General features: G+C 62.9%; 19 protein-coding genes. 14 read left to right on the top strand and 5 right to left on the bottom strand.

The window, feature by feature from the left end; translation table 11 throughout:
- The first annotated feature begins 429 nt into the window (after positions 1–429).
- From J8I87_RS12530 to J8I87_RS12520, 3 genes are read left to right on the top strand one after another with little or no spacing between them, the layout of a single operon-like run.
- Complete coding sequence (locus J8I87_RS12530; protein ID WP_209931775.1) at positions 430–897, top strand: FecR domain-containing protein; 468 nt, start codon at positions 430–432, stop codon at positions 895–897.
- 5 nt (positions 898–902) lie between these two features.
- Positions 903–1511, top strand: coding sequence for an OmpA family protein (locus tag J8I87_RS12525; protein WP_313064447.1), 609 nt, complete (start codon positions 903–905; stop codon positions 1509–1511).
- Positions 1512–1554: 43 nt separating this feature from the next.
- The gene (locus J8I87_RS12520) at positions 1555–3036 is read left to right on the top strand and encodes a CHASE2 domain-containing protein (protein ID WP_209931774.1); all 1482 of its coding nucleotides are present in this window, start codon (positions 1555–1557) and stop codon (positions 3034–3036) included.
- Positions 3037–3228: 192 nt separating this feature from the next.
- On the opposite strand, the gene J8I87_RS12515 is transcribed toward J8I87_RS12520, so the two are convergent.
- From J8I87_RS12515 to J8I87_RS12505, 3 genes are all read right to left on the bottom strand, one after another.
- Entirely contained in the window at positions 3229–4518 is a 1290-nt protein-coding gene (locus J8I87_RS12515; RefSeq protein ID WP_209931773.1) for an SUMF1/EgtB/PvdO family nonheme iron enzyme, read from the bottom strand.
- A gap of 115 nt (positions 4519–4633) precedes the next feature.
- A complete protein-coding gene (locus J8I87_RS12510; RefSeq protein WP_209931772.1) occupies positions 4634–5407 on the bottom strand; it encodes a helix-turn-helix domain-containing protein in 774 nt (257 codons plus the stop codon).
- 135 nt (positions 5408–5542) lie between these two features.
- Positions 5543–6019 (bottom strand): universal stress protein, encoded by a 477-nt coding sequence (locus J8I87_RS12505; RefSeq protein ID WP_209931771.1) that lies wholly within the window; start codon positions 6017–6019, stop codon positions 5543–5545.
- A gap of 298 nt (positions 6020–6317) precedes the next feature.
- Here J8I87_RS12505 and J8I87_RS12500 point away from each other — a divergent pair, with 298 nt between their 5' ends.
- Both J8I87_RS12500 and J8I87_RS12495 read left to right on the top strand, forming a co-directional pair.
- Positions 6318–7007 (top strand): FadR/GntR family transcriptional regulator, encoded by a 690-nt coding sequence (locus J8I87_RS12500; protein WP_209931892.1) that lies wholly within the window; start codon positions 6318–6320, stop codon positions 7005–7007.
- A 158-nt stretch (positions 7008–7165) separates the two neighbouring features.
- Positions 7166–8674, top strand: a complete 1509-nt coding sequence (locus tag J8I87_RS12495; RefSeq protein WP_209931891.1) for an MFS transporter — start codon at positions 7166–7168, stop codon at positions 8672–8674.
- Between the two features lie 152 nt (positions 8675–8826).
- Here the strand turns inward: J8I87_RS12495 and J8I87_RS12490 are convergent, their stop codons facing one another.
- Positions 8827–9414 carry an acyl-homoserine-lactone synthase gene (locus tag J8I87_RS12490; protein ID WP_209931770.1) on the bottom strand — a complete coding sequence of 196 codons (588 nt, stop codon included), beginning with the start codon at positions 9412–9414 and terminating at the stop codon, positions 8827–8829.
- 143 nt (positions 9415–9557) lie between these two features.
- On the opposite strand from J8I87_RS12490, the gene J8I87_RS12485 reads away from it, so the two are divergent.
- A complete protein-coding gene (locus J8I87_RS12485) occupies positions 9558–9890 on the top strand; it encodes a helix-turn-helix transcriptional regulator (protein WP_209931769.1) in 333 nt (110 codons plus the stop codon).
- Here J8I87_RS12485 and J8I87_RS12480 read toward each other — a convergent pair.
- Positions 9874–10578: a LuxR family transcriptional regulator gene (locus J8I87_RS12480; RefSeq protein WP_209931890.1), complete on the bottom strand. Its 705-nt coding sequence runs from the start codon at positions 10576–10578 to the stop codon at positions 9874–9876. The two genes, J8I87_RS12485 and J8I87_RS12480, sit on opposite strands and share 17 nt — an antisense overlap.
- Positions 10579–11275: 697 nt before the next feature.
- Between J8I87_RS12480 and J8I87_RS46315 the strand changes: the two genes are divergently transcribed.
- From J8I87_RS46315 to J8I87_RS12445, 8 genes are all read left to right on the top strand, one after another.
- Complete coding sequence (locus J8I87_RS46315) at positions 11276–11428, top strand: hypothetical protein (protein ID WP_409518751.1); 153 nt, start codon at positions 11276–11278, stop codon at positions 11426–11428.
- Between the two features lie 3 nt (positions 11429–11431).
- Positions 11432–11809: a hypothetical protein gene (locus J8I87_RS46310; RefSeq protein ID WP_409518750.1), complete on the top strand. Its 378-nt coding sequence runs from the start codon at positions 11432–11434 to the stop codon at positions 11807–11809.
- 81 nt (positions 11810–11890) lie between these two features.
- Complete coding sequence (locus J8I87_RS12470; protein WP_209931768.1) at positions 11891–13471, top strand: aldehyde dehydrogenase (NADP(+)); 1581 nt, start codon at positions 11891–11893, stop codon at positions 13469–13471.
- Between the two features lie 99 nt (positions 13472–13570).
- On the top strand, positions 13571–14521 hold the full coding sequence (locus J8I87_RS12465) for an SMP-30/gluconolactonase/LRE family protein (protein WP_209931767.1): 951 nt from the start codon (positions 13571–13573) through the stop codon (positions 14519–14521).
- A gap of 283 nt (positions 14522–14804) precedes the next feature.
- On the top strand, positions 14805–15983 hold the full coding sequence (locus J8I87_RS12460) for an extracellular solute-binding protein (RefSeq protein WP_209931766.1): 1179 nt from the start codon (positions 14805–14807) through the stop codon (positions 15981–15983).
- Between the two features lie 136 nt (positions 15984–16119).
- Entirely contained in the window at positions 16120–17199 is a 1080-nt protein-coding gene (locus J8I87_RS12455) for an ABC transporter ATP-binding protein (RefSeq protein ID WP_209931765.1), read from the top strand.
- Positions 17196–18074, top strand: a complete 879-nt coding sequence (locus J8I87_RS12450) for an ABC transporter permease (RefSeq protein ID WP_209931764.1) — start codon at positions 17196–17198, stop codon at positions 18072–18074. The genes J8I87_RS12455 and J8I87_RS12450 overlap by 4 nt, the downstream gene beginning before the upstream one ends.
- Positions 18074–18979: an ABC transporter permease gene (locus tag J8I87_RS12445; protein WP_209931763.1), complete on the top strand. Its 906-nt coding sequence runs from the start codon at positions 18074–18076 to the stop codon at positions 18977–18979. The genes J8I87_RS12450 and J8I87_RS12445 overlap by 1 nt, the downstream gene beginning before the upstream one ends.
- Positions 18980–18986 lie beyond the last annotated feature (7 nt).

Below are 18986 nucleotides of genomic sequence, written 5' to 3'. Positions count from 1 at the left end.
GTTGCCCTTGCGGCATCAATCGAAACTCGCGTCGAAATCAGATGAGTCGACGCGTGGCCAACGCCAATCGCTTGCGGCTGATGCGCACGCATGCGCAATCGACGAGCGATCCATTGATATAAAAGCGTCAGCGCGGGCGCAACGCCGATATCGACGCTTGCCATCGTAAATCGCGGATGTGGCTCAGCAGCGTCCCCGTCACGTCGGGAAGCAGCACGCCCGTCAGAAGACCCGCTACGGGCGCACCGTGTTGCGCGCAATTCATCAATCGGGGCGCGTGCTGCGTAGCCCGCAAAGGCGACCCGCGTCCAATGCAAAGAACGCGCCCGACGGCCTCTTCGTTTGTGCGATAGCGAACGGAGCGATTCAGCAGACAACGCTATGCTCGCTGCGATCACGGAAGCATCGCGTCGTTTTTCGGGGCCGCCCATGCGTAGCGAAGCCATCAAGTATGCGTTGATTGTTGCGTTCGGATGCACGCCAGCCGTCAATGCGCTGGCCGACGATTCAATCGGCGTCGTGAAGACCGTCAAGGGGACGGCGCACATCGAACGGGCGGGGCGAACGGTGGACGTGGCCGTCGGCAGCGAGATTTTCAGCAACGACCGCATCGTGACGGGCCCTGCGTCTTCTGTCGGCATTACGTTGCGCGACAACACGCTGCTTTCCGAAGGCGCCAATTCGACGCTCGAGCTCAACCGGTTCGCCTTCAATACGACGACGTATGAAGGCGCGCTCGATGCATCGATCAAGCGCGGTTCGCTTGCCGTGGTGGACGGCAAGCTCGGCAAGGCCAATCCCGATGCCGTGCACTACAGCACACCGACCACCACGCTCGGCGTGCGCGGCACCGAATTCATCATCGAAGTCGGCGGCAAAGGGGAGAGCCAACCTTGAACGCGGTGACGGGACGACATCGGTTGATAGCGGCCGTGGCGTTCGCGATGTCGGGTTTTCTGACCGCGTGCAGCTCGGCCCCCGACAAAATCACCTTGCTGCCCAATCCGGACGGCAGCGTCGGAACGGTCGTCGTCCGCAGCGCTAATAAGACACAAGTGATGGACAAGGCGTATGCTCATGCTGATGTTGCCGAAAGCGGCGCCATCGAAGTCACGACGGACAACCAGGCCAACGTGCAGGCCCGCTACGGCGATCTGTTTGCGGCGCGGCCTCCGCGCCCCATGACGTTCACGATCAACTTCGTGTTCGACTCCGCCACTGAACTGGCGCCCGGTTCGGCGGCCACCGTCGAAAAGTTGAAAGCCGTGCTGGCGACCTGGCCGGCGCCTCACCTGACGGTCGTGGGGCACACCGACCTGGCCGGCTCGGACGAGTTCAACGACCGGCTTTCGATGCGCAGGGCGCAAAGTGTCGCGTCGTTCCTGATCAAGTCGGGCATTGCGCAGCGGCAGATCGAGACGGCAGCACGGGGCAAGCGTGAGCCCGTCGTCCACACGGCGGATGGCGTGCCCAATCAGATGAACCGGCGGGTGGTCATCACGATCCAGTGATTCGGGCGGGCGCGTGTCATCTTCACTCATTGAGCGCGCTGACATGAAACGTTACTGCGCCTGTTCGTTCAACTTTGTCAGAACCATGGTGAAGGCGTACCAGGGACGACCTTGGGCGCTCACTGTGCTGTTCGCGCTGATCCTGTTCAACCTGCTCAGCGAATGGCCCGGCAACCTGCCGCGTCCTGCGTTCCTCGACAGGCTCGACGCAGTGATGCCCGATACCTTCGGCTCCGCGCGGCAGCTTCTGTTCGATCATTTTCAGCGTCGTTCGCCACGCATTCCGACCTCGCAGCCGGTGACCATCGTCGAGATCGACGACAAGACGCTGGAAGCCATCGGTCAATGGCCGTGGCCGCGCAACCGGCTGGCGAACCTGGTCGACGCGATCGCTGCGAAAAAACCGTTGGCTATCGGGCTCGACATTTACATGCCGGAGCCCGATCAGACTTCGCCCGCCCGCGTGGCCGACAATCTGCCGTCGACAGCGGACGACATCGCCACGCAACTGCGCGCGCTGCCGAGCCACGAACGCATTCTCGCCACGTCGCTGCGCGCGTCGCCGTCCGTGCTGGGCGCGGTCGCGTTCGATCACGCGACCTCCACGACCAGCACCGATCTGCTGAGCTCGCCGATCCTCGTGCATGGCGCCGACCCGTTGGATAAGGTGCATCGGTTCAAATACGTGCTGGCGAGCCTGCCGGAATTGCAGGGCGCGTCGCACGGCCAGGCGATGCTGAATGTCGCACAGGAACAAGGCACGGTGCGGCGCATTCCGCTCATCATGGGGCTCGGCGACAAGATGGTGCCGGGCCTGCCGATCGAAATGCTGCGTGTCGCCACGGGTTCGCCCGCCGTCGAGGTGTTCGCGGACAACACGGGCGTGCAGGCGTTGGGCGTCGCGGATGTGCGGGTGCCTACGCAGCCCGACGGCGACGTCTGGTTGCATTTCGCGTCCATTCAGGCGACGCAGCATCGTTACGTGTCGGCACTCGATGTGCTGCGCGGCAAAGCCGACGCGGACCGCTTTCGCAACAAGCTGGTGTTGGTCGGGCTGACGGGCACGGGTCTTACCGACATGCGCACGACTGCGCTCGGCGAACTGGTGCCCGGCATCGAAATCCAGGCGCAGGCGATCGAGACGATTTTCGAAGGCCGGTTCCTGCGACGGCCACTCTGGCTGAAGTGGGCCGAAATCGGCTTTATCGTGGGCTTCGGACTGCTGCTTATCTGGTATGTGCCGCGCACGAATTCGCGCTTTGCGGCGTTCGTGAAAGTCGTGCCGAAGGCCTATGCGTTCGTCGGCGTGACGCTGAATGTGCTGCTGTTTTCGATCTGCTTCGTGCTGTTCAGGTATTTCGGCTTGCTTGCTGATGCAGCGTCGATCTTCATTATTCTTTCGGCGGTTATGGGCAGCTTTTTCTCGGCGTCACTGCTTGCCAACGAAGCACAGGTCAAGACGGATGCTGCGCGTGCGCAGACGCGAGGGGAGATCAAGCGGCGCGCCGGGAAGGCGCATGGCTAGCGGGTGAAAATTGCTGTCGGCTGTGCGGGTGAGCATCGCTGTTGGGCTTCGTGCTATTTGCCTGGACCGACGCGATGTCGGTCGTCACTTCGACGGTGCACGTCTTTGCGGCGCGATCGAGCCTCACGTTGCGTTGCGACTCGGCCTGGTCGAACGGCAGCCCGACCCGAGTCGTTCGCGTCAATGCTTGGGTCAGGCTCTCACACACCGAAACCCCGCATACACATGCTGATACCTCGGCTGAAACCAGTTGCGGAAAGTCGGCCGCAGCATGCATTGCGCAGTCCGTGCCGATCCGCCTTTCAGCACGTAATGTTGTCCGTCGAAGAAATTGGCTGAATAGCCGAGATAGAACGGAAACGGATCAAACCCCGGCAGCGGTTCAAAAAGCGATGACGTCCATTCCCAGCCATTGCCATATTGACCTTCGACGCCGAACGCGCTGACGTTTTCCGATGACGCATCGACCGCCTGCGGGTCCCAGCTACGAAAATCGAAATTTCCCGTCGCCGCGTGCGGCGCGCCTTGCGCGGCGCGCTGCCATTGCGCTTCCGTCGGCAGCGCCTTGCCTGCCCAGCGCGCATACGCGCTCGCTTCGGCATGACTCACGTAAACGGGCCAATCAGCCGGCAGCGGGATGGAGTCGAACATCGTGCGCAAGATCCAGTCGCCGTGCGCATCCTTCGACCACGCGACAGGGTGCGTAATGCCCTCGGCTTCCTTCCAGTCCCAGTCCTTGTCGTTCCAATACGCGCGATCGAGATAGCCGCCCTCGTCGATGAACTCGCGATACTGCGCGTTCGTAACCATGTAGCGGTCGATCTCGAATGCATCGACATGGACGCGCAACTCGCCGAACTCGTTGTCCCAGCCAAACCGGCCGTCCTCTTTCTTCATGCCGAGTACGGCTTCGCCTGCGGACACGGGCACCATCGGCGCCGATTCGACATTGCGCGCCGATTGCGCATTCGAGCGCGTTCCCGCCGGCGCCGCTTTCATCTCGAGCGGCAACTGATGCAGCATGTACGCGAGCGTCTCCGCGTGCATCAACCGATGCTCGATCGCGACATGCAGCAGTTGTTCAGGCGAGCCCGTCGCCATCCCGCCACTGACGAACTCGAATGCGCGAAGGCTGCTGTCGATCTGCTCGCGCGCCTGCTTCGCATAGTTGCGCACGACATCGATCGACGGCCAGTCGGAAGGTTGATCGGTGGGGAAGCCGCCATCGACGGGGTCGATGCCGAACGCGAACAGCGTGTCGAGCTCCGGCGCGAACGCGGGCAACGGGCAGAGGCGCTCGTCGAAGAGATTGCGGTCGAAGGCTTCGAGATGACCGATGTAGAACACGATCCGGTGACGTTCGCGGATCGGACGTTCATAGAGGTATTCGGGTTTGACGACCGCGAACAGGGCGTCCGTGACGCGGCGCGCGTCGATGAGACGTTGGACCAGCGGTTGTTGCGGAGCAGGGTCGCGATTCATTTCGCCGGGTCTCCTCTAGGGACAGTCGTAAACTGTACCGCAGCCGCAGGAGACATGCCAGGCGCATGCCCGCGAGCGCCGCCGATGCGCCGCCGCGTGCCTGCGCCTTGCCGGATCAGGGAGTCGGAGCGCCGACCAGGCGCAGGCCTTCCGGATCGACGATATGAATGAACCGGCCTTGCGCGTCGATCAGTCCGCGCTTTTGAAATCTTGACAGAGTGCGGCTCACGGTTTCGAGCGTCATGCCGAGATAGCTGCCCATGTCTTCGCGCGTCATCCGCAGATTGAATTCGGCCGATGAGTAGCCGCGTTGCGCATTGCGTTCGGAGATGTCGAGCAGGAATGCCGCAACTCGCTCGTCGGCGCTTAGTGAGCCGAGCACCATCATCTGCGCGGCTTCGCGGACGATCTGCTCGCCCATCAGCTTGTGCAGACGCTCCTGCATCGAGCCGATCTCGCGGCACAAATGTTTGAGCGCGGCGTAAGGGATGATGCACACGGAGCTGTCTTCGAGCGCGACCGCGCTGCACGCGTGCGTGTCGCTGCTGATGCCGTCGAGTCCCAGCGCTTCGCCTGCGAGCCGCAAGCCCGTCACCTGCTCGCGGCCGTCGCGATGCGCCATCACCGTTTTCAGCGAACCGGAGCGCACCGCGTACAGATTGTCGAAGGAATCGCCTGCGCGGTAGAGCGCCTCGCCGCGACGCACCGAGCGCGCCGAACAGATCAGCGCTTCGAGCTGCGGCAGTTCATTGGCGGCGACGCCTTGCGGCATGCACAGGTGACGCATCGCGCACGATGAACAGCGCGCGGTGCTGCGCGCGGCACGGGCTGTGGAAGTGACCCGCACGCGACGGGCGGGGGCTGTGGGAATTGCGGTAGGAGTGAGCATGGGACCAACCGGCGAAAAGAGGGTGACAACCGATTGTCCCACTCGATGCGCGCGCAACTTCGCGGCAAAATGACGCGTCACGGCGGACTTCGCCATTGAGCGAAGTCACGCGGAGGCGCAGCAGGATTCTGCCGCTCAGGCTTCCGGTTCCGGCGCAGTCTCGCCGCCCGCTGCGGATGGAATCAGCAGCACGGGGAGCGTCGACTGGCGCACGCAGCGCTCGGCCACGCTGCCGAGTATCAACCGCTGCATGCCGCGTCGCCCGTGCGTGCCCATCACGATCAGATCGGCGTTGAAATCGGCGGCGGCGCGCAGCACGAGCGTCGGCACGTCATCGAGCGATGACGCCTCGCCGACCGCGAAGTCGCCGCTGACACCGCGTTCGCGCATCGCCGCCGACAACTCCGCCGTCAGTTCGTTGCCTTGCTCGACGAGCTGGTTGCGTAAAACAGACGGATCGTAGCCGGGCGCGTCGAAATACATCGGCGTATTTTCAACCGCGTAGAACGCGCGCAGCGTCGCGCCCAGTTTGCTCGCCAGGTTCAGCGCGCCTTCGAAAGCGCGGCGCGATGTGTGGCTGCCGTCGACTGCAACGAGTATGCGTGTGTACATAAAGCCTCCGTGCCGTGTGTGAGCGGCGCGCCGCCCTATTTCGCCCGCCGCCAGCGAAAATCCGTCGGATTGCGCTTGCAGCTTAAATGATCGTCGAAAAATCCGCGTTTTCGTTCGCCGGCGGGCAGATGTCAATCAAAGATTTGTCAAATTTTGCTGACGGGCACGCGGTCGTTCATACTGGCGGCGTACTCGCAAAAACGTGCTTTCGAGCCTGAAAGCGCCTTGATTTTCGTCAAGCGGCGCGCGCTATTTGCCTTACAATTTAAATCTACTCTGACAAGCCGCTACCTCGATGATGAACGAGCGCAAATCGACAGGTCTGCCGGACAAGATCTACGGCGACATTCTCAACCGCATTCTCGAAGGCGAGTACAAGGAAGGCGAGCGTCTGCCGACCGAGCACGCGCTCGCGGAGCGCTTCGAGACCTCGCGGCCCACGGTTCGCGAAGCGCTGGCAAGGCTTCGCGCCGACGGCATCATCGTGACGCGGCATGGTTCGGGCACGACGGTCGCGCGCCGGCCCGACCCCGACGTGCGCCGCTTCGCGCCGCTCGAGACGCTGTCCGATATCCGGCGCTGCTATGAATTTCGCATCGTGACGGAGTCGGGCGCAGCCGAACTCGCCGCGCAGATGGCCGAGGCCGACGACATCGCCGCGATCCAGCACGCGTGGGACGAACTGGAACGCATCATCGAGACACAGGGCATCGGCGCAAAGGACGACTTCGCGTTTCACCTCGCCGTCGCGCGCGCGTCGAAGAACCAGTTCTTCATCACGATGATGTCGTTCATCGAAGAGCAGATCGTGTTCAGCATGAACCTGTCGCGCAACCTGTCGTTGGTGAAGACGCTGGAGCGCCAGCGGCTCGTGCAGGCCGAGCATCTGGCCGTGCTCGAAGCGATCCGCCGCAAGGACGCTGCCGCCGCCGGCCAGGCAATGCGCCTGCATCTCGAGCACGCGCGCGACCGGATGTTCGGTTCCTGACGTTTTCCTCCGCTTCACTGGGCCGCTTCAAACGCGGCCCGCTTTTTCCGTTGACCTCCCCGATCCAGGAAATGTGGCGCGAAAGGAGTCCCCAGGCGCCGCATCGCAAAGAATTGAATCCTTCCCGTCCTCTGCCTTTTCGCGACGCGCTGCTGGCCATGCTCGGCATTGGTCTCGTCAACATGCTGGTCGCGCTCGATCAGACGGTGGTCAGCACGGCATTGCCGTCGATCGTCGTCGAACTGCACGGTTTCGAGTACTACGCGTGGATCGCGAGCGCCTATCTGCTCGCGTCCGTCGTCACCGTGCCCGTGTTCGGACGCCTTGGCGACTACTTCGGCCGCAAGCGTTTCGTGATCGCGGCCGTGATCGTCTTTACGGGCGCTTCCGTTCTATGCGGCCTCGCTGCCAGCATGCCGTTTCTGGTTTTCGCGCGCGGCCTGCAGGGCGTGGGCGGCGGGATGATGGTCGGCACCGCGTTCGCGTCGATTCCCGATCTCTTTCCCGACCCGCGCACCCGTGTGCGCTGGCAGGTGGTGCTGGCAGCCGCTTATGGGATCGGTACGGCTGCGGGACCGTCGCTTGGCGGCTGGCTCAGCCAGCATTTCGGCTGGCGCTCGACCTTTCTGGTCAATCTGCCCGTTGGCGCACTCGCGCTGTATTTCATCTGGGCTCACTTGCCGTACTACCGGCGCGAGCGCGCGGGCGACGTGCGCATCGACTGGGCGGGCGCCGCGCTCGTCGCGCTGGTGCTGGGCGGCTTTCAGACCGTCATCGAAGCCGTGCCGAAAGACGGCCTGACCACGGGCAACCTGTTGCTCGCCGCGCTGGTGGCCATGGGCGCGGCAGCACTGCTCATGTGTGAGCGGCGCGCGACGCATCCCATCGTGCCGCTCGATCTGTTCAAGGATCCGCAACTCGTGACGCTGTTCACGCTGTCGGTGCTGTCGGGCTTCGTGATGTTCTCGCTGATCTTTTTCGCGCCGCTGCTGCTGCAAGGCGGGTTCGGGCTGTCGCCGCAACAGGCTGGTCTGCTCGCGACGCCGATCGCTGCCTGCATCGCGATCGGCAGCCTGATCAACACGCGCATCGTGATTCACATGTCGCGGCCGACGGCGATCCTGTCGATCGGCTTCAGCCTGCTCGTGGCCGCGTCGGTCGGCATCGCGCTCGCGACACCCGCGACGCCGCATCTGTATCTGGAGCTGTCGATGGCCGCTGTCGGGATTGGCCTCGGCTTCATTCTCAACAACCTGAACGTGTTCGGCCAGGAGATTGCCGGGCGCGATCGCCTTGGCATCACGACGGCGCTCCTGCAATCGACCCGGATGGTGGGCGGCATGCTCGGCACCAGCATCGTCGCGACAGTCGTGAACCGGCGCTACACGTCAGGCGTCGAGGACTCGCTGCGCGTGCTCGGCGAGCCCGTCGCGTCCCTATGGCGACCGAAGCTTGCCGATCCGCGCATTCTCGTCGACGAGAACCTGCGCGACTCGCTGCTGATCGAGCTGAAACGGGCGGGGCTCGAAGGCCCCGCATTGCTGGACGCCGCGCGTCACGTGCTGATGCAGTCGATACACATCGGCGTCGTGCTGACGGGCTGCGCCGCGCTAACGGCCGCGTTCCTCGTACGCCGGATCGCGCACATCACCTTCCGGCGCGGCTAAGCGCGCCGGCTCGATCCGGCCTCGCCGGGTCCTGGCAGCGGCGAGCGGTCAGACGCCGGGACGACGCGCGAGGCGTACCGCGCCCCTCGGCTTCGCGCCTGACCCGTTGCCGCCATTACGCCAGCATGAACGCGCCGACGGCCGTCGGACCGTCAGGCCGCAACGGGCATCGGCTTGCAGACAGCCGCGCGAATCGCGTCGACGGAGATGTCGAGCGCGATCGTCCGTTCGACGCCGATCTTCACGGGCGGCCCGAGCCGCGTGGTCTCGATGCCCGCCCGCCGCAGCAGCCGCTCGATCGCCGTCGTCGTGACGGTCACGTAGCAGGTGATCCCCATCCGGTCAGCGAAAGTCACCAGTTCGTGGATCGCGTGCATCGTCAGTTCTGCAAAGCCAAACGTTTGCTCGCCGTCCGTTTCGATGGCAAAGCGGCTCAATTCCCATATATGCCGCCCGACTGGTGCGTCGTGACCGTCGAGCAGCTGCGGGAACGTATCTTTCAGCATGTTGGGCCCTTCTGTCGGCATCAGCCGCCAACAGCCGCGCACGTGCCGGTCGCCGTCCTGAATCAGCATGTAGTACGGGCTGAGCGCGTCGTAGCCGTCGATTTCCATGCCCGCGATGGTCGGAATGTCCCATCCCATCCGGTCCCGAAAGACGCGGGCGCGCAGCCGGTACATTTCGTTGATGTGGTCGTTATCGAATTCTTGACGAGTGCCGATACGAATTGCCGTATGCATGGTGTGCTCCTTACGTGGTCGCGGTACGCAGGGAAACGTATGCATTTCGGATAAAAAAAACACCTACTCACCTGGATAGGTGCCGATCGCGTCTGATGATTACAAAATTGAGACGAGGGCAAGCCAATCACCAGGAAAACATCATGGAACTTCACAATCATTGGCAATCGGGTGTTCACGCAAACGTTCAACCGACCGTGCACGGCCTTAATCCTGACGCTTCGTCCGGCGTGGACCGGGTGATGATCATTGCGTACCGCAAGAAAAGGAAAGAAAGCCAGCGTCAGTTCTGGGCGCGTTTCGGCGTGACCCAGTCGCGTGGCAGCCGCTTCGAGTCGGGCGCGGAGATTCCGGCACCCGTCTCCATCCTGCTGGGCCTTTATTTCACGAAGACCGTCACGGACGGCGACCTCGGCAGAGCGGAAAAGGTGCTCCACAATCCGGAAGCGCGTGAGCTGATCAACCTGGATCAATAAGACCGAGTTGCGTTGCTATCACGGCCGCCGCGCGCCGTGAGTTCACGCCGAATTTCGTGCGAATGTTCTTAAGGTGGAAGTTCACCACTGCTTCCGAGCAATTAAGAATGTGCGAGATTTCCCACGTGGACTTACCCCGGGCGGTCCATTTCAGACATTCCTGTTCCCGCGGCGTGAGCTTCGGGACAAGCGCCTGCGTGTGAGCATTCAGATGGGGCTGGCTCGTGTCGATGACGAGGTCGCGCAACAGCACCAGATTGGGCAACACGACATCGAGATGACGCCAGAAATCGTCGCTCGGATTGCGGTCGTTGACGAAGCAGATCAGGCCTGCTTCCTGCCTCGGCCCGTGAATGGGCAGGCTCACGCCCGCGCGCAAGCCATGCGCGCGGGCTTCCTCATACATGGTTTGCTGCGGATTGGTCGAGAAGAGATCCGGCGACCAGATCAGCGGTGACGACTTCGTCATGCAATGCGTGACAGTCGGATCGATGTGCGCGAACCCTTGGGCGTTGTAGAACTGCCGCCACGTCGGTGAGTACGTGCTGCGGATGAACGCGTCCTCCAGCCGGATGCCCGGCCGCGGGAGAATGCCGACCAGCACGCGGTCAAAGCCCCAGCCGTCAGCCAGGCGGGCGACTTCGCGGAACCACGTGACGTCGTTCTCCGCTTCCAGCAACGGCGACATCTGTTCAATGAAATGTTGCGGCAAGGTGCTATCTCTCGAGGTTCGCAGCGGAGCGGGCTATGGCCATGCCGATGCTGCGCATACTCATCATCATCTTGTTACGCATTAATTTATCACCATTATTAGCCGACTAATGCGAAATGGCGATAGTGAATTTTCATCCGTTTCATTTTTGGTTCGAAAATCCAGCATCGCGCGGAACCGCCCCATTAAATACAGGCCGTCCAATTGTGCATCGAATTGCGGAAGTCCGCTCCCGACTTGGCATGCGGCCATTCGATTAACGACGCTATTTTGAAATGCGCTCGCTCATTTTTGACTCGGTATTTAGTGCGATCGAATCTAACAAATCGGAAGAGATTACAAAAATTTGATTCAAATCTGTTCGATTTTCCAGGCGTTGTCATACCAGCTTTTTAAAAGACATTTCTGCATTAAACCTTCCGAAGCCTTCATTTGTATGAGGAAAATCGTTTTCATGCAACGTATATGCGGGCCGCGCTGCGGCTATGGTTGTTTGACAACATTGCAAGCCATGCTAACCTGGCGCGTGATGTGTCCTTGCCGTTCGAAAGCGAGTTTTCGGTTAGCGTGATGGCGGTGCCGCCGCTTGCGCGCCGCCCCGATCTGGCGCTCGGTCCAGCCGAAAACCGGAAGCTGCGGTCGTATCGCGGCGGGCGGGTTCGCACGCTGCTTTATGGCGGCAAGACAAACCGTCGATACGCTCGCGCGTCTCGTCGATCGCGGCACGCTGGTTGCTACTAAGTATGCAATCGCGCGCGACGATCCTTCACGCGACGACCGTCTTCACCGGCTGCTGCAAAGCGTGGCTCCGGCGAAGGCGATTTGAGGAATGGGCGAGCGTCCGGCGCTCGTGCACGTGCGGCAATTCGGTCTGGCCGCGTGGACGACGGGTTCGGGCTGCATCGCGCCGCGCGCGGTAATGGCCTTGCCGCGCGTGGCGAAGGCGCAAAGCGGCAAAACAGCGGAACACGAGTGGCAAACGCGGAGGCTATACGACGCATTCACGCCGCTCGAAACCCCGCGCGACGACAATTCGCTGATCCGCGTGCTGCACGACGCAGTGACGCTATCGAAGCTCGCTGGCATGGGGCCGATTTTGCCGCTGTTGAGTTCGACGCCGCTCGCACGTCATGCGAAGATCGAAGCTGCGACGCTGGCCTTGCTCGATTTCGAGCGCCATCTCGCGGAATCGTCCGCGCATTCTTGACGTCGCACACCCGTTATTGGGATTCCAGGCCGCGCGCTGCGACATGAGGTCGTGTCGCGTGGCCTTTGACAGGAGCTGGACATGCAGATTACCGGAGACATGCTGATCGGCGGATCGGAGGTGCGCGGTACCAAAGGTACCTTGCGCGCGTTCGACCCGGCGCGAAACATGGAGATCGAACCCGAGTTCGGCGCGGGAGGCACGATCGAAGTGGACCGCGCGTGCGCGCTGGCCGCGCTTGCGTTCGATGCCTACCGTCAAACGTCGCTCGAAATTCGCGCGCATTTTCTGGAAACGATTGCCGAGAACATCCTCGGCCTCGGCGACACGCTGATCGAGCGCGCACAGGCCGAATCGGCGCTGCCGAAGGCGCGGCTCGAAGGCGAGCGCGCGCGCACGGTCGGGCAGCTCAAGCTGTTTGCTTCGCTGGTGCGCGAAGGCCGCTGGCTTTCCGCGACGCTCGACTCCGCGCTGCCGGATCGAAAGCCGCTGCCGCGTCCCGACTTGCGCATGCACAAGATTCCCGTCGGTCCCGTCGGCGTGTTCGGAGCGAGCAACTTTCCGCTCGCTTTCTCTGTGGCGGGCGGTGATACGGCGTCTGCGCTCGCAGCTGGTTGCCCAGTTGTTGTGAAAGCACACGCGGCGCATCTTGGCACGTCCGAACTGGTCGGTCGCGCGATTCAGAAAGCCGTCGCCGATTGCGGTCTGCACGAAGGCGTGTTTTCGCTCGTGATCGGCGCGGGCAACGAAATCGGCGAGGCGCTCGTCCAGCATCCGGCCATCAAGTCGGTTGGCTTCACGGGTTCGCGCGCGGGCGGCCTTGCGCTCGTCAATCTCGCGCAGAAGCGCCGCGAGCCGATCCCTGTGTTCGCCGAGATGAGCAGCGTCAACCCGCTCTTCGTGCTGCCCGGCGCGCTGGCGAAGCGCGTGGAGCAGATCGCGACGGGCTTCGTCGAATCCGTGACGCTCGGCGTCGGCCAGTTCTGCACGAACCCCGGCCTCGTGCTGATCCTCGAAGGTCCGCACAAGCAGATTTTCATCGACGCCGCGGCGAAGGCGCTCGCGCAAAAGAGCGCGCAGACCATGCTCACGCCGGGCATCGCGAACGCGTATCAGGATGGTGTCGCGCATCGCACTGAACAGCGCGGCGTGCAGAGCATTGCGCGCGGCACGTCGTCGGATGCGACGTGCGCCGCGCTGCCTGCGCTGTTTCAGACTTCGGCGATGCAGTTTCTCGCTTCCGCCGAACTGGAAGACGAAATCTTCGGGCCGACGTCGCTGATCGTGACGTGCGCCGACATCGACGAGATGGTGAAGGTCGCCGAATACCTCGAAGGCCAATTGACGGCCACGCTGCAAATCGAACCCGAAGACCACGTCATCGCACAACGCCTGTTGCCGACGCTCGAACGCAAGGCCGGCCGTATCCTGGCGAACGGCTTTCCGACTGGCGTCGAGGTGTCGTATGCAATGGTGCACGGCGGGCCGTTCCCGGCGACGTCCGATCCGCGCGCCACGTCGGTCGGCGCGACGGCCATCGAGCGCTTTCTGCGTCCCGTCTGCTATCAGGACCTGCCCGCTGAACTGCTGCCGAAATCGCTGCGCGACGACAATCCGCTGAAACTCTGGCGTCTGCGCGACGGCAAGCCTACGCAGGCGTAAGAGCGGCCTCGCTTCATACGCACATCACAATAACGAACCAGAACGGCAACGCGCGGGGCGTCGATACGCTCGACGTTCCGCGCTCGCCCGGAGCGCGCCATGATCGAATTCGGCAATCCGAACCAACGACGCTATCCCGATCCTTCCATCCGCAGTTTCGATCCCCGCTTCGACGCATTGCGCCTCGGCACGGCTTCTGTCGAATGCCTTTATCAGGGCGCGCGCTGGTCCGAGGGGCCCGTCTGGTTCGGCGACGGCCGTTATCTGCTGTGGAGCGACATCCCGAACAACCGTATCCTGCGCTGGGACGAGGAAACGGGCGCCGTCACGCCGTTTCGCCGGCCGTCGAACAATGCGAACGGCAATACGCGCGACCGTGAAGGGCGGCTCGTCACCTGCGAGCATCTGACACGGCGCGTCACGCGCACCGAGTACGACGGGTCGATCACCGTGATCGCCGACCGCTACGAGGGCAAGCGCTTCAATTCGCCGAACGACGTGGTCGTGAAATCGGACGGCTCGATCTGGTTCACCGATCCGTCATTCGGCATCGACAGTTTCTACGAAGGCGAAAAGCAGGAGCCGGAGCTGCCGCAAAACGTGTATCGCGTCGATGGTCGGACGGGCGAAGTGACGATGGTCTGCGACGAGGTGAGCGGGCCGAACGGACTCGCTTTCTCGCCGGATGAATCCGTGCTGTATGTCGTCGAATCGCGGTCGACGCCGCGCACGATCCGCGCATTCGATGTCGTCGACGAAGGGCGCGCGCTCGCGAACAACCGGGTGCTGATCGACGCCCAACAAGGCACGCCGGACGGCTTTCGCGTCGATATCCACGGCAACCTGTGGTGCGGCTGGGGCATGGGCACCGACGAACTCGACGGCGTGCGCGTGTTCTCGCCGCGCGGAGAAGCGCTCGGGCATATCGCGCTGCCGGAGCGTTGCGCGAACGTGTGCTTCGGCGGCAGGCATCGCAACCGGCTGTTCATGGCTGCGAGCCACGGTCTGTATTCGCTGTACGTGAACACGCAGGGTGTGCGCGGCGGGTGATCAGCCCAACGGACACGCGGCGATTGTTCAAAGTTGCCTAACAAGTCTCGTGTCGGTGTTCTCCCTAGGCCGAATGGCCGAGTCGGTGAAATCAGCTGGAACCCTTACCATCAAAGGATTTGAAGAATCTGGAGGGGCGCCGCGGAATACGCTGGCCGGGCGAGAATTTGCTTGACATCATCACCGCGCGTTCGTTATGTTTCATTGACTAGCAGCCCGTAACACACGCGTCGGCGCCGCACCCCATCGGCAGACGCTCCATACCAAGAGGCGAGGAGACGAAATGGCTTTTTCTGGCAAGTTGTCAGTGAATGTGGCGGCATTGTGCGTGGCCGTCGGTGCCGCGGTCGCAGGTTTCACGCAGACGGCGCGAGCAGCCGATCCCGTCACGCTCAATATCGTCGACGTCGCGGGCGACCTTCAACTGACTCAAAAGGGCTTTGAGGCCTTCAAGGCCAAGTACCCGAATCTCGTTTCCAACATCACGTACACGAACGCCCCCGCGCCGCAGTTGCCCGGCAAGATCAAGGCGATGCAGGCGGCCGGCCGTTCGGATATCGACCTCGTGCTGACGGGCACCGACGCGCTCGCCGCCGGTATCGAGCAGAACCTGTGGGCCAAGCTGCTGCCGGACAACAACGTAGTGTTCTCCGGCGTGCTCGACAAATACGCGCCTGGTCCGCGCAAGATGCAGGACCTCGCGCAAGGCTTCGGACTCGAAGTCGCGTATATGCCGGCTGGCCCGCTGATCGAATTCAACCCGGCCAAGGTCAGCGATCCGCCGAAGACGCCCGATCAACTGCTGCAGTGGTGCAAGGCGCATCCGAACAAGCTGATCTACGCGCGCCCCGCCAACTCGGGTCCGGGCCGCACGTTCCTGATGGGGCTGCCGTATGTGCTCGGCGATAAAGATCCGAAAGACCCTGTCAACGGCTGGGACAAGACCTGGGCGTTCCTCAAGCAGCTGAACGACTGCATTCCTTACTATCCGGGCGGCACGTCGGCGGTGATGAAGGAGCTGGGCGAAGGCACGCGTGACATGACCGTCACGGTGACGGGCTGGGACATCAACCCGCGTGCGCTCGGCATCGTGCCGGCCGAGTTCAAGGTGCAGGCGTTCGACAACATGACATGGGTCAACGACGCGCACTTCATGGTGATCCCGAAAGGCGTGCCGAAGGAAAAGCTCGACGTGCTCTACAAGTTGATGAACTTCATGCTGGAGCCGGCGCAGCAGGCGCTGACCTATGACGACGGCTACTTCTACCCAGGCCCGGCCATCAAGGGCGTGACGGAAGCACAGGCACCGGAGCACAGCCAGGAAGTGCTGAAGAAGTTCGGTCGTCCGGAATACGCGAAGCTGTTGGCCGACCGTCCGCATGTGCAGCCGCTGAACGCCGCCGCGATGGTGGCCGCGTTCCAGAAGTGGGACCGCGAAGTGGGCGCGCAAAAGACCAAATAAATATCAACGCACCCGTCACCGCGTAAAGCGGAACAGCCGGTGCCGCGCTATGGTGCCTGTCACGCACGGCGCGCATCGGCGATTGTGGCGGCAGGCCGCACGGCGGCGCAGCCATGCAACAGCGTAGGAAGCGACCATGAAGCATCAATTTGAGCAGTTGCGCCTCGAATCGGTCAGCCGCAGTTTCGTCAATGCCGAAGGCCAATCGGTGGCGGCGTTGCAAGGACTCGATCTGAATATCCGCCGCGGCGAGTTCATCGCATTGCTGGGGCCGTCGGGCTGCGGCAAGTCGACGGCGCTCAACTGCATTGCGGGCTTGCAGCCGCTGTCGGGGGGCGGCATCTGGCTCGACGACAAACGTATCGATGTGCTGCCGCCCGAAAAGCGTGGCTTCGGCATGGTGTTCCAGAACTACGCGCTGTTTCCGCATATGTCGGTGCTCGACAACGTCGGCTTCGGCCTGAAGATGCGCGGCGTCGCGAAGGCTGAAACGGTGAAGCGCGCACGAGAGGCGTTGCAACTGGTGCAACTGGTCGGCCATGAAAAGAAGCTGCCGGGCCAGTTGTCAGGTGGACAACAGCAGCGCGTCGCGATTGCGCGCGCAATCGTGATCGAGCCGCCGCTCATTCTGATGGACGAGCCGCTGTCGAATCTCGACACGAAGCTGCGCATCGAAATGCGCGCGGAAATTCGCCGTATCCACACGCAGCTCGATCGCGCGACGATCTACGTGACGCACGATCAGGACGAAGCGCTGTCGATGGCCGATCGCATCGTCGTGATGAAAGAGGGCGTCGTGCAGCAGGTCGCGACGCCGAAGGAAGTCTACGGCCGGCCGAAGAATCTGCATGTCGCGCGCTTCATGGGCTATCGCAACGTACTGCCGTTCACGCTCGAGGGCACGCAGGGCGAAGGCGTCGCCGTCGAGTCGAATGGCGTGCGGCTCATCGGCATGGCAATGGACGGCTTCAACAGCAAGCGCGTGTCCGTCGCGCTGCGTCCGGAAGACATGGAGCGCGCCGCGCCGGGCGCGGAGAACGCGTTCGATGCGCAGGTGACGGCCGTCGAATACGGCGGCCGCGATTCGCTGATTCGCGTGACGAGCGCATTCGGCGAATTGTGGGCACGCGTCGCGGGCGAATTCGCCGAGGGCGAGCGCGTCACGTTGCGTGTGCCGCCGTCGCGCACGCTGGTGTACGACGGGGAGCCCGCATGAGCACGCTAACGCCCGCAGCGGCCACCGCGCCGCGCGACGGCAAGGCGTGGCTCGTCTCGCCCGCGTTGCTGTTCATCGTCGCGCTGTTCGTCTATCCGTTCATCTACGGGCTCGCGCTGTCCTTCACACCGATGGAAGGCGGCGGCATGTGGGCGAACTACGCGAAGTTCTTCAGCGACACGTCGATGTGGCCGACCATCCTCGTCACGCTGAAGCTTGCCGTGCCCGCTACTTTGATCAACGTCGGCGTGTCGGTGCCCGTCGCGTTCGCGCTGCGCCGTCCATCGCCGTATCAGAAGTTCGTGACGACGCTGCTCGTGATTCCCGTCACGCTCGGCACGGTGCTGATCGCCGACGGCATGCTGACGTATTTCGGCCCGAACGGCTGGTTTCCGCAAGCGCTGCAAGGCCTGCATCTCTATACCGACGAAGTGCGCCTCACGCACAACTTCTGGGGCGTGCTGATCTCGCTCGTCGTGTCGGGCTTTCCGTTTGCGTTCCTGCTCACGCTCTCGTACGTGACGGGCATCGATCCGACGCTCGCGAGCGCCGCCGCGACGCTCGGCGCAAACCCGTGGCAGCAGTTCCGTCAGATCTATTTGCCGCTGCTGGTGCCAGGGCTGACGATGGCCGCGTGTCTGTCGTTCGTGCAGGCGTTTTCGGTGTTTCCATCGGCTGTGCTGCTCGGCGCGCCGGCGGGCCCGACTCGCGTGATGTCGATTGCCGCAGCCGAGGCCGCATTCGAGAACTACGATTACTCGCTGGCTTCGGCGATTGCGATCGTGATGGGATTCGTGCAGCTGGTGATCGTCGCCGCGATGCTCGGCGCGCGCCGCTTCTTCTACAGTGGACCGGCGACGGGAGGTAAGGGCTGATGGCAACCGATCATCACGTCGCGCATCCGTGGCCTGCTGCGCCGCACGGGCAAACGGTGAAAGCGATGAAACCGCATGTCAGTCTGCGCGACCGCGTGTACAGGGCGCTCGTCTGGGGCGCAATGATTTTCTTCCTGCTGAACATCGTGTTGCTGATCGCAACGGTCGCAGTCAACTCGATTGCGACGCGCTGGTTCGGTACGCTGCTGCCGCAGGGTTTCACGCTGCACTGGTATGCGCAGGCGTGGAGCGATTTTCAGTTGGCCGCTGTGTTGTGGGTGACGGTCGAAGTGGTCGGCGCGGTCGTGTTGCTGTCCATTCTGCTCGGCGTGCCTGCCGCATACGCGCTTGCGCGCGTGCAGTTTCGCGGCAAGCGTTTCGCAATGCTCGTGTTCCTGTTGCCGTTGATGGTGCCGCCCGTCACCTACGGCATTCCGATGGCGACCGTGATGTACAAGATCGGGCTCGCGGGGACGCTTTCCGGCGTGATACTCGCGAACCTCGTGCCCGCGCTGCCGTTCGTCATTCTCGTGATGACGCCCTTCATCGAGCAGATCGATCCGAATCTGGAATCGGCGGCGCGCATCTTCGGCGCAAACACGTTTCGCTATTTCCGTTCCGTGCTGCTGCCGCTGCTGGTGCCGGGCATGCTCGCCGCCGGTCTGCTCGTGCTGGTCCGCACGATCGGCATGTTCGAACTGACGTTCTTCACGGCGGGGCCTGCGACGCAAACGCTCGTCGTCGCGTTGTACTACGCTGTATTTTCAACGGGCGTGCGCGCGCCGCAATCGATCGACGCAATGGCGATGATCTATATGGCGATCACGCTCATCTGGGTATTGATTGCGCTGCAGTTCGTGAGCCCGACGCAGATCGTGTCGCGCGTGAAGGAGCAGCGCCGATAGGAGCGCG

The sequence above is a fragment of the Paraburkholderia sp. LEh10 genome (assembly GCF_017814945.1).
In the GTDB taxonomy this organism is placed as follows: Bacteria; Pseudomonadota; Gammaproteobacteria; order Burkholderiales; family Burkholderiaceae; genus Paraburkholderia.
The sequence above is the reverse complement of the archived record's forward strand: the minus strand, read 5'-3'. Positions and strand labels throughout refer to the sequence as shown.

Coding starts and splice junctions, on each gene's coding strand:
- J8I87_RS12530 (WP_209931775.1), top strand. CDS start 430: ATGCGTAGCGAAGCCATCAAGTATGCGTTGATTGTTGCGTTCGGATGC.
- J8I87_RS12520 (WP_209931774.1), top strand. CDS start 1,555: ATGAAACGTTACTGCGCCTGTTCGTTCAACTTTGTCAGAACCATGGTG.
- J8I87_RS12490 (WP_209931770.1), bottom strand. CDS start 9,414: ATGCATACGGCAATTCGTATCGGCACTCGTCAAGAATTCGATAACGAC.
- J8I87_RS12470 (WP_209931768.1), top strand. CDS start 11,891: ATGCAGATTACCGGAGACATGCTGATCGGCGGATCGGAGGTGCGCGGT.
- J8I87_RS12465 (WP_209931767.1), top strand. CDS start 13,571: ATGATCGAATTCGGCAATCCGAACCAACGACGCTATCCCGATCCTTCC.
- J8I87_RS12450 (WP_209931764.1), top strand. CDS start 17,196: ATGAGCACGCTAACGCCCGCAGCGGCCACCGCGCCGCGCGACGGCAAG.
- J8I87_RS12480 (WP_209931890.1), bottom strand. CDS start 10,578: ATGTCGCCGTTGCTGGAAGCGGAGAACGACGTCACGTGGTTCCGCGAA.
- J8I87_RS12515 (WP_209931773.1), bottom strand. CDS start 4,518: ATGAATCGCGACCCTGCTCCGCAACAACCGCTGGTCCAACGTCTCATC.
- J8I87_RS46310 (WP_409518750.1), top strand. CDS start 11,432: ATGGGCGAGCGTCCGGCGCTCGTGCACGTGCGGCAATTCGGTCTGGCC.
- J8I87_RS12500 (WP_209931892.1), top strand. CDS start 6,318: ATGAACGAGCGCAAATCGACAGGTCTGCCGGACAAGATCTACGGCGAC.
- J8I87_RS46315 (WP_409518751.1), top strand. CDS start 11,276: ATGGCGGCAAGACAAACCGTCGATACGCTCGCGCGTCTCGTCGATCGC.
- J8I87_RS12505 (WP_209931771.1), bottom strand. CDS start 6,019: ATGTACACACGCATACTCGTTGCAGTCGACGGCAGCCACACATCGCGC.
- J8I87_RS12445 (WP_209931763.1), top strand. CDS start 18,074: ATGGCAACCGATCATCACGTCGCGCATCCGTGGCCTGCTGCGCCGCAC.
- J8I87_RS12495 (WP_209931891.1), top strand. CDS start 7,166: ATGCTCGGCATTGGTCTCGTCAACATGCTGGTCGCGCTCGATCAGACG.
- J8I87_RS12455 (WP_209931765.1), top strand. CDS start 16,120: ATGAAGCATCAATTTGAGCAGTTGCGCCTCGAATCGGTCAGCCGCAGT.
- J8I87_RS12460 (WP_209931766.1), top strand. CDS start 14,805: ATGGCTTTTTCTGGCAAGTTGTCAGTGAATGTGGCGGCATTGTGCGTG.
- J8I87_RS12510 (WP_209931772.1), bottom strand. CDS start 5,407: ATGCTCACTCCTACCGCAATTCCCACAGCCCCCGCCCGTCGCGTGCGG.
- J8I87_RS12485 (WP_209931769.1), top strand. CDS start 9,558: ATGGAACTTCACAATCATTGGCAATCGGGTGTTCACGCAAACGTTCAA.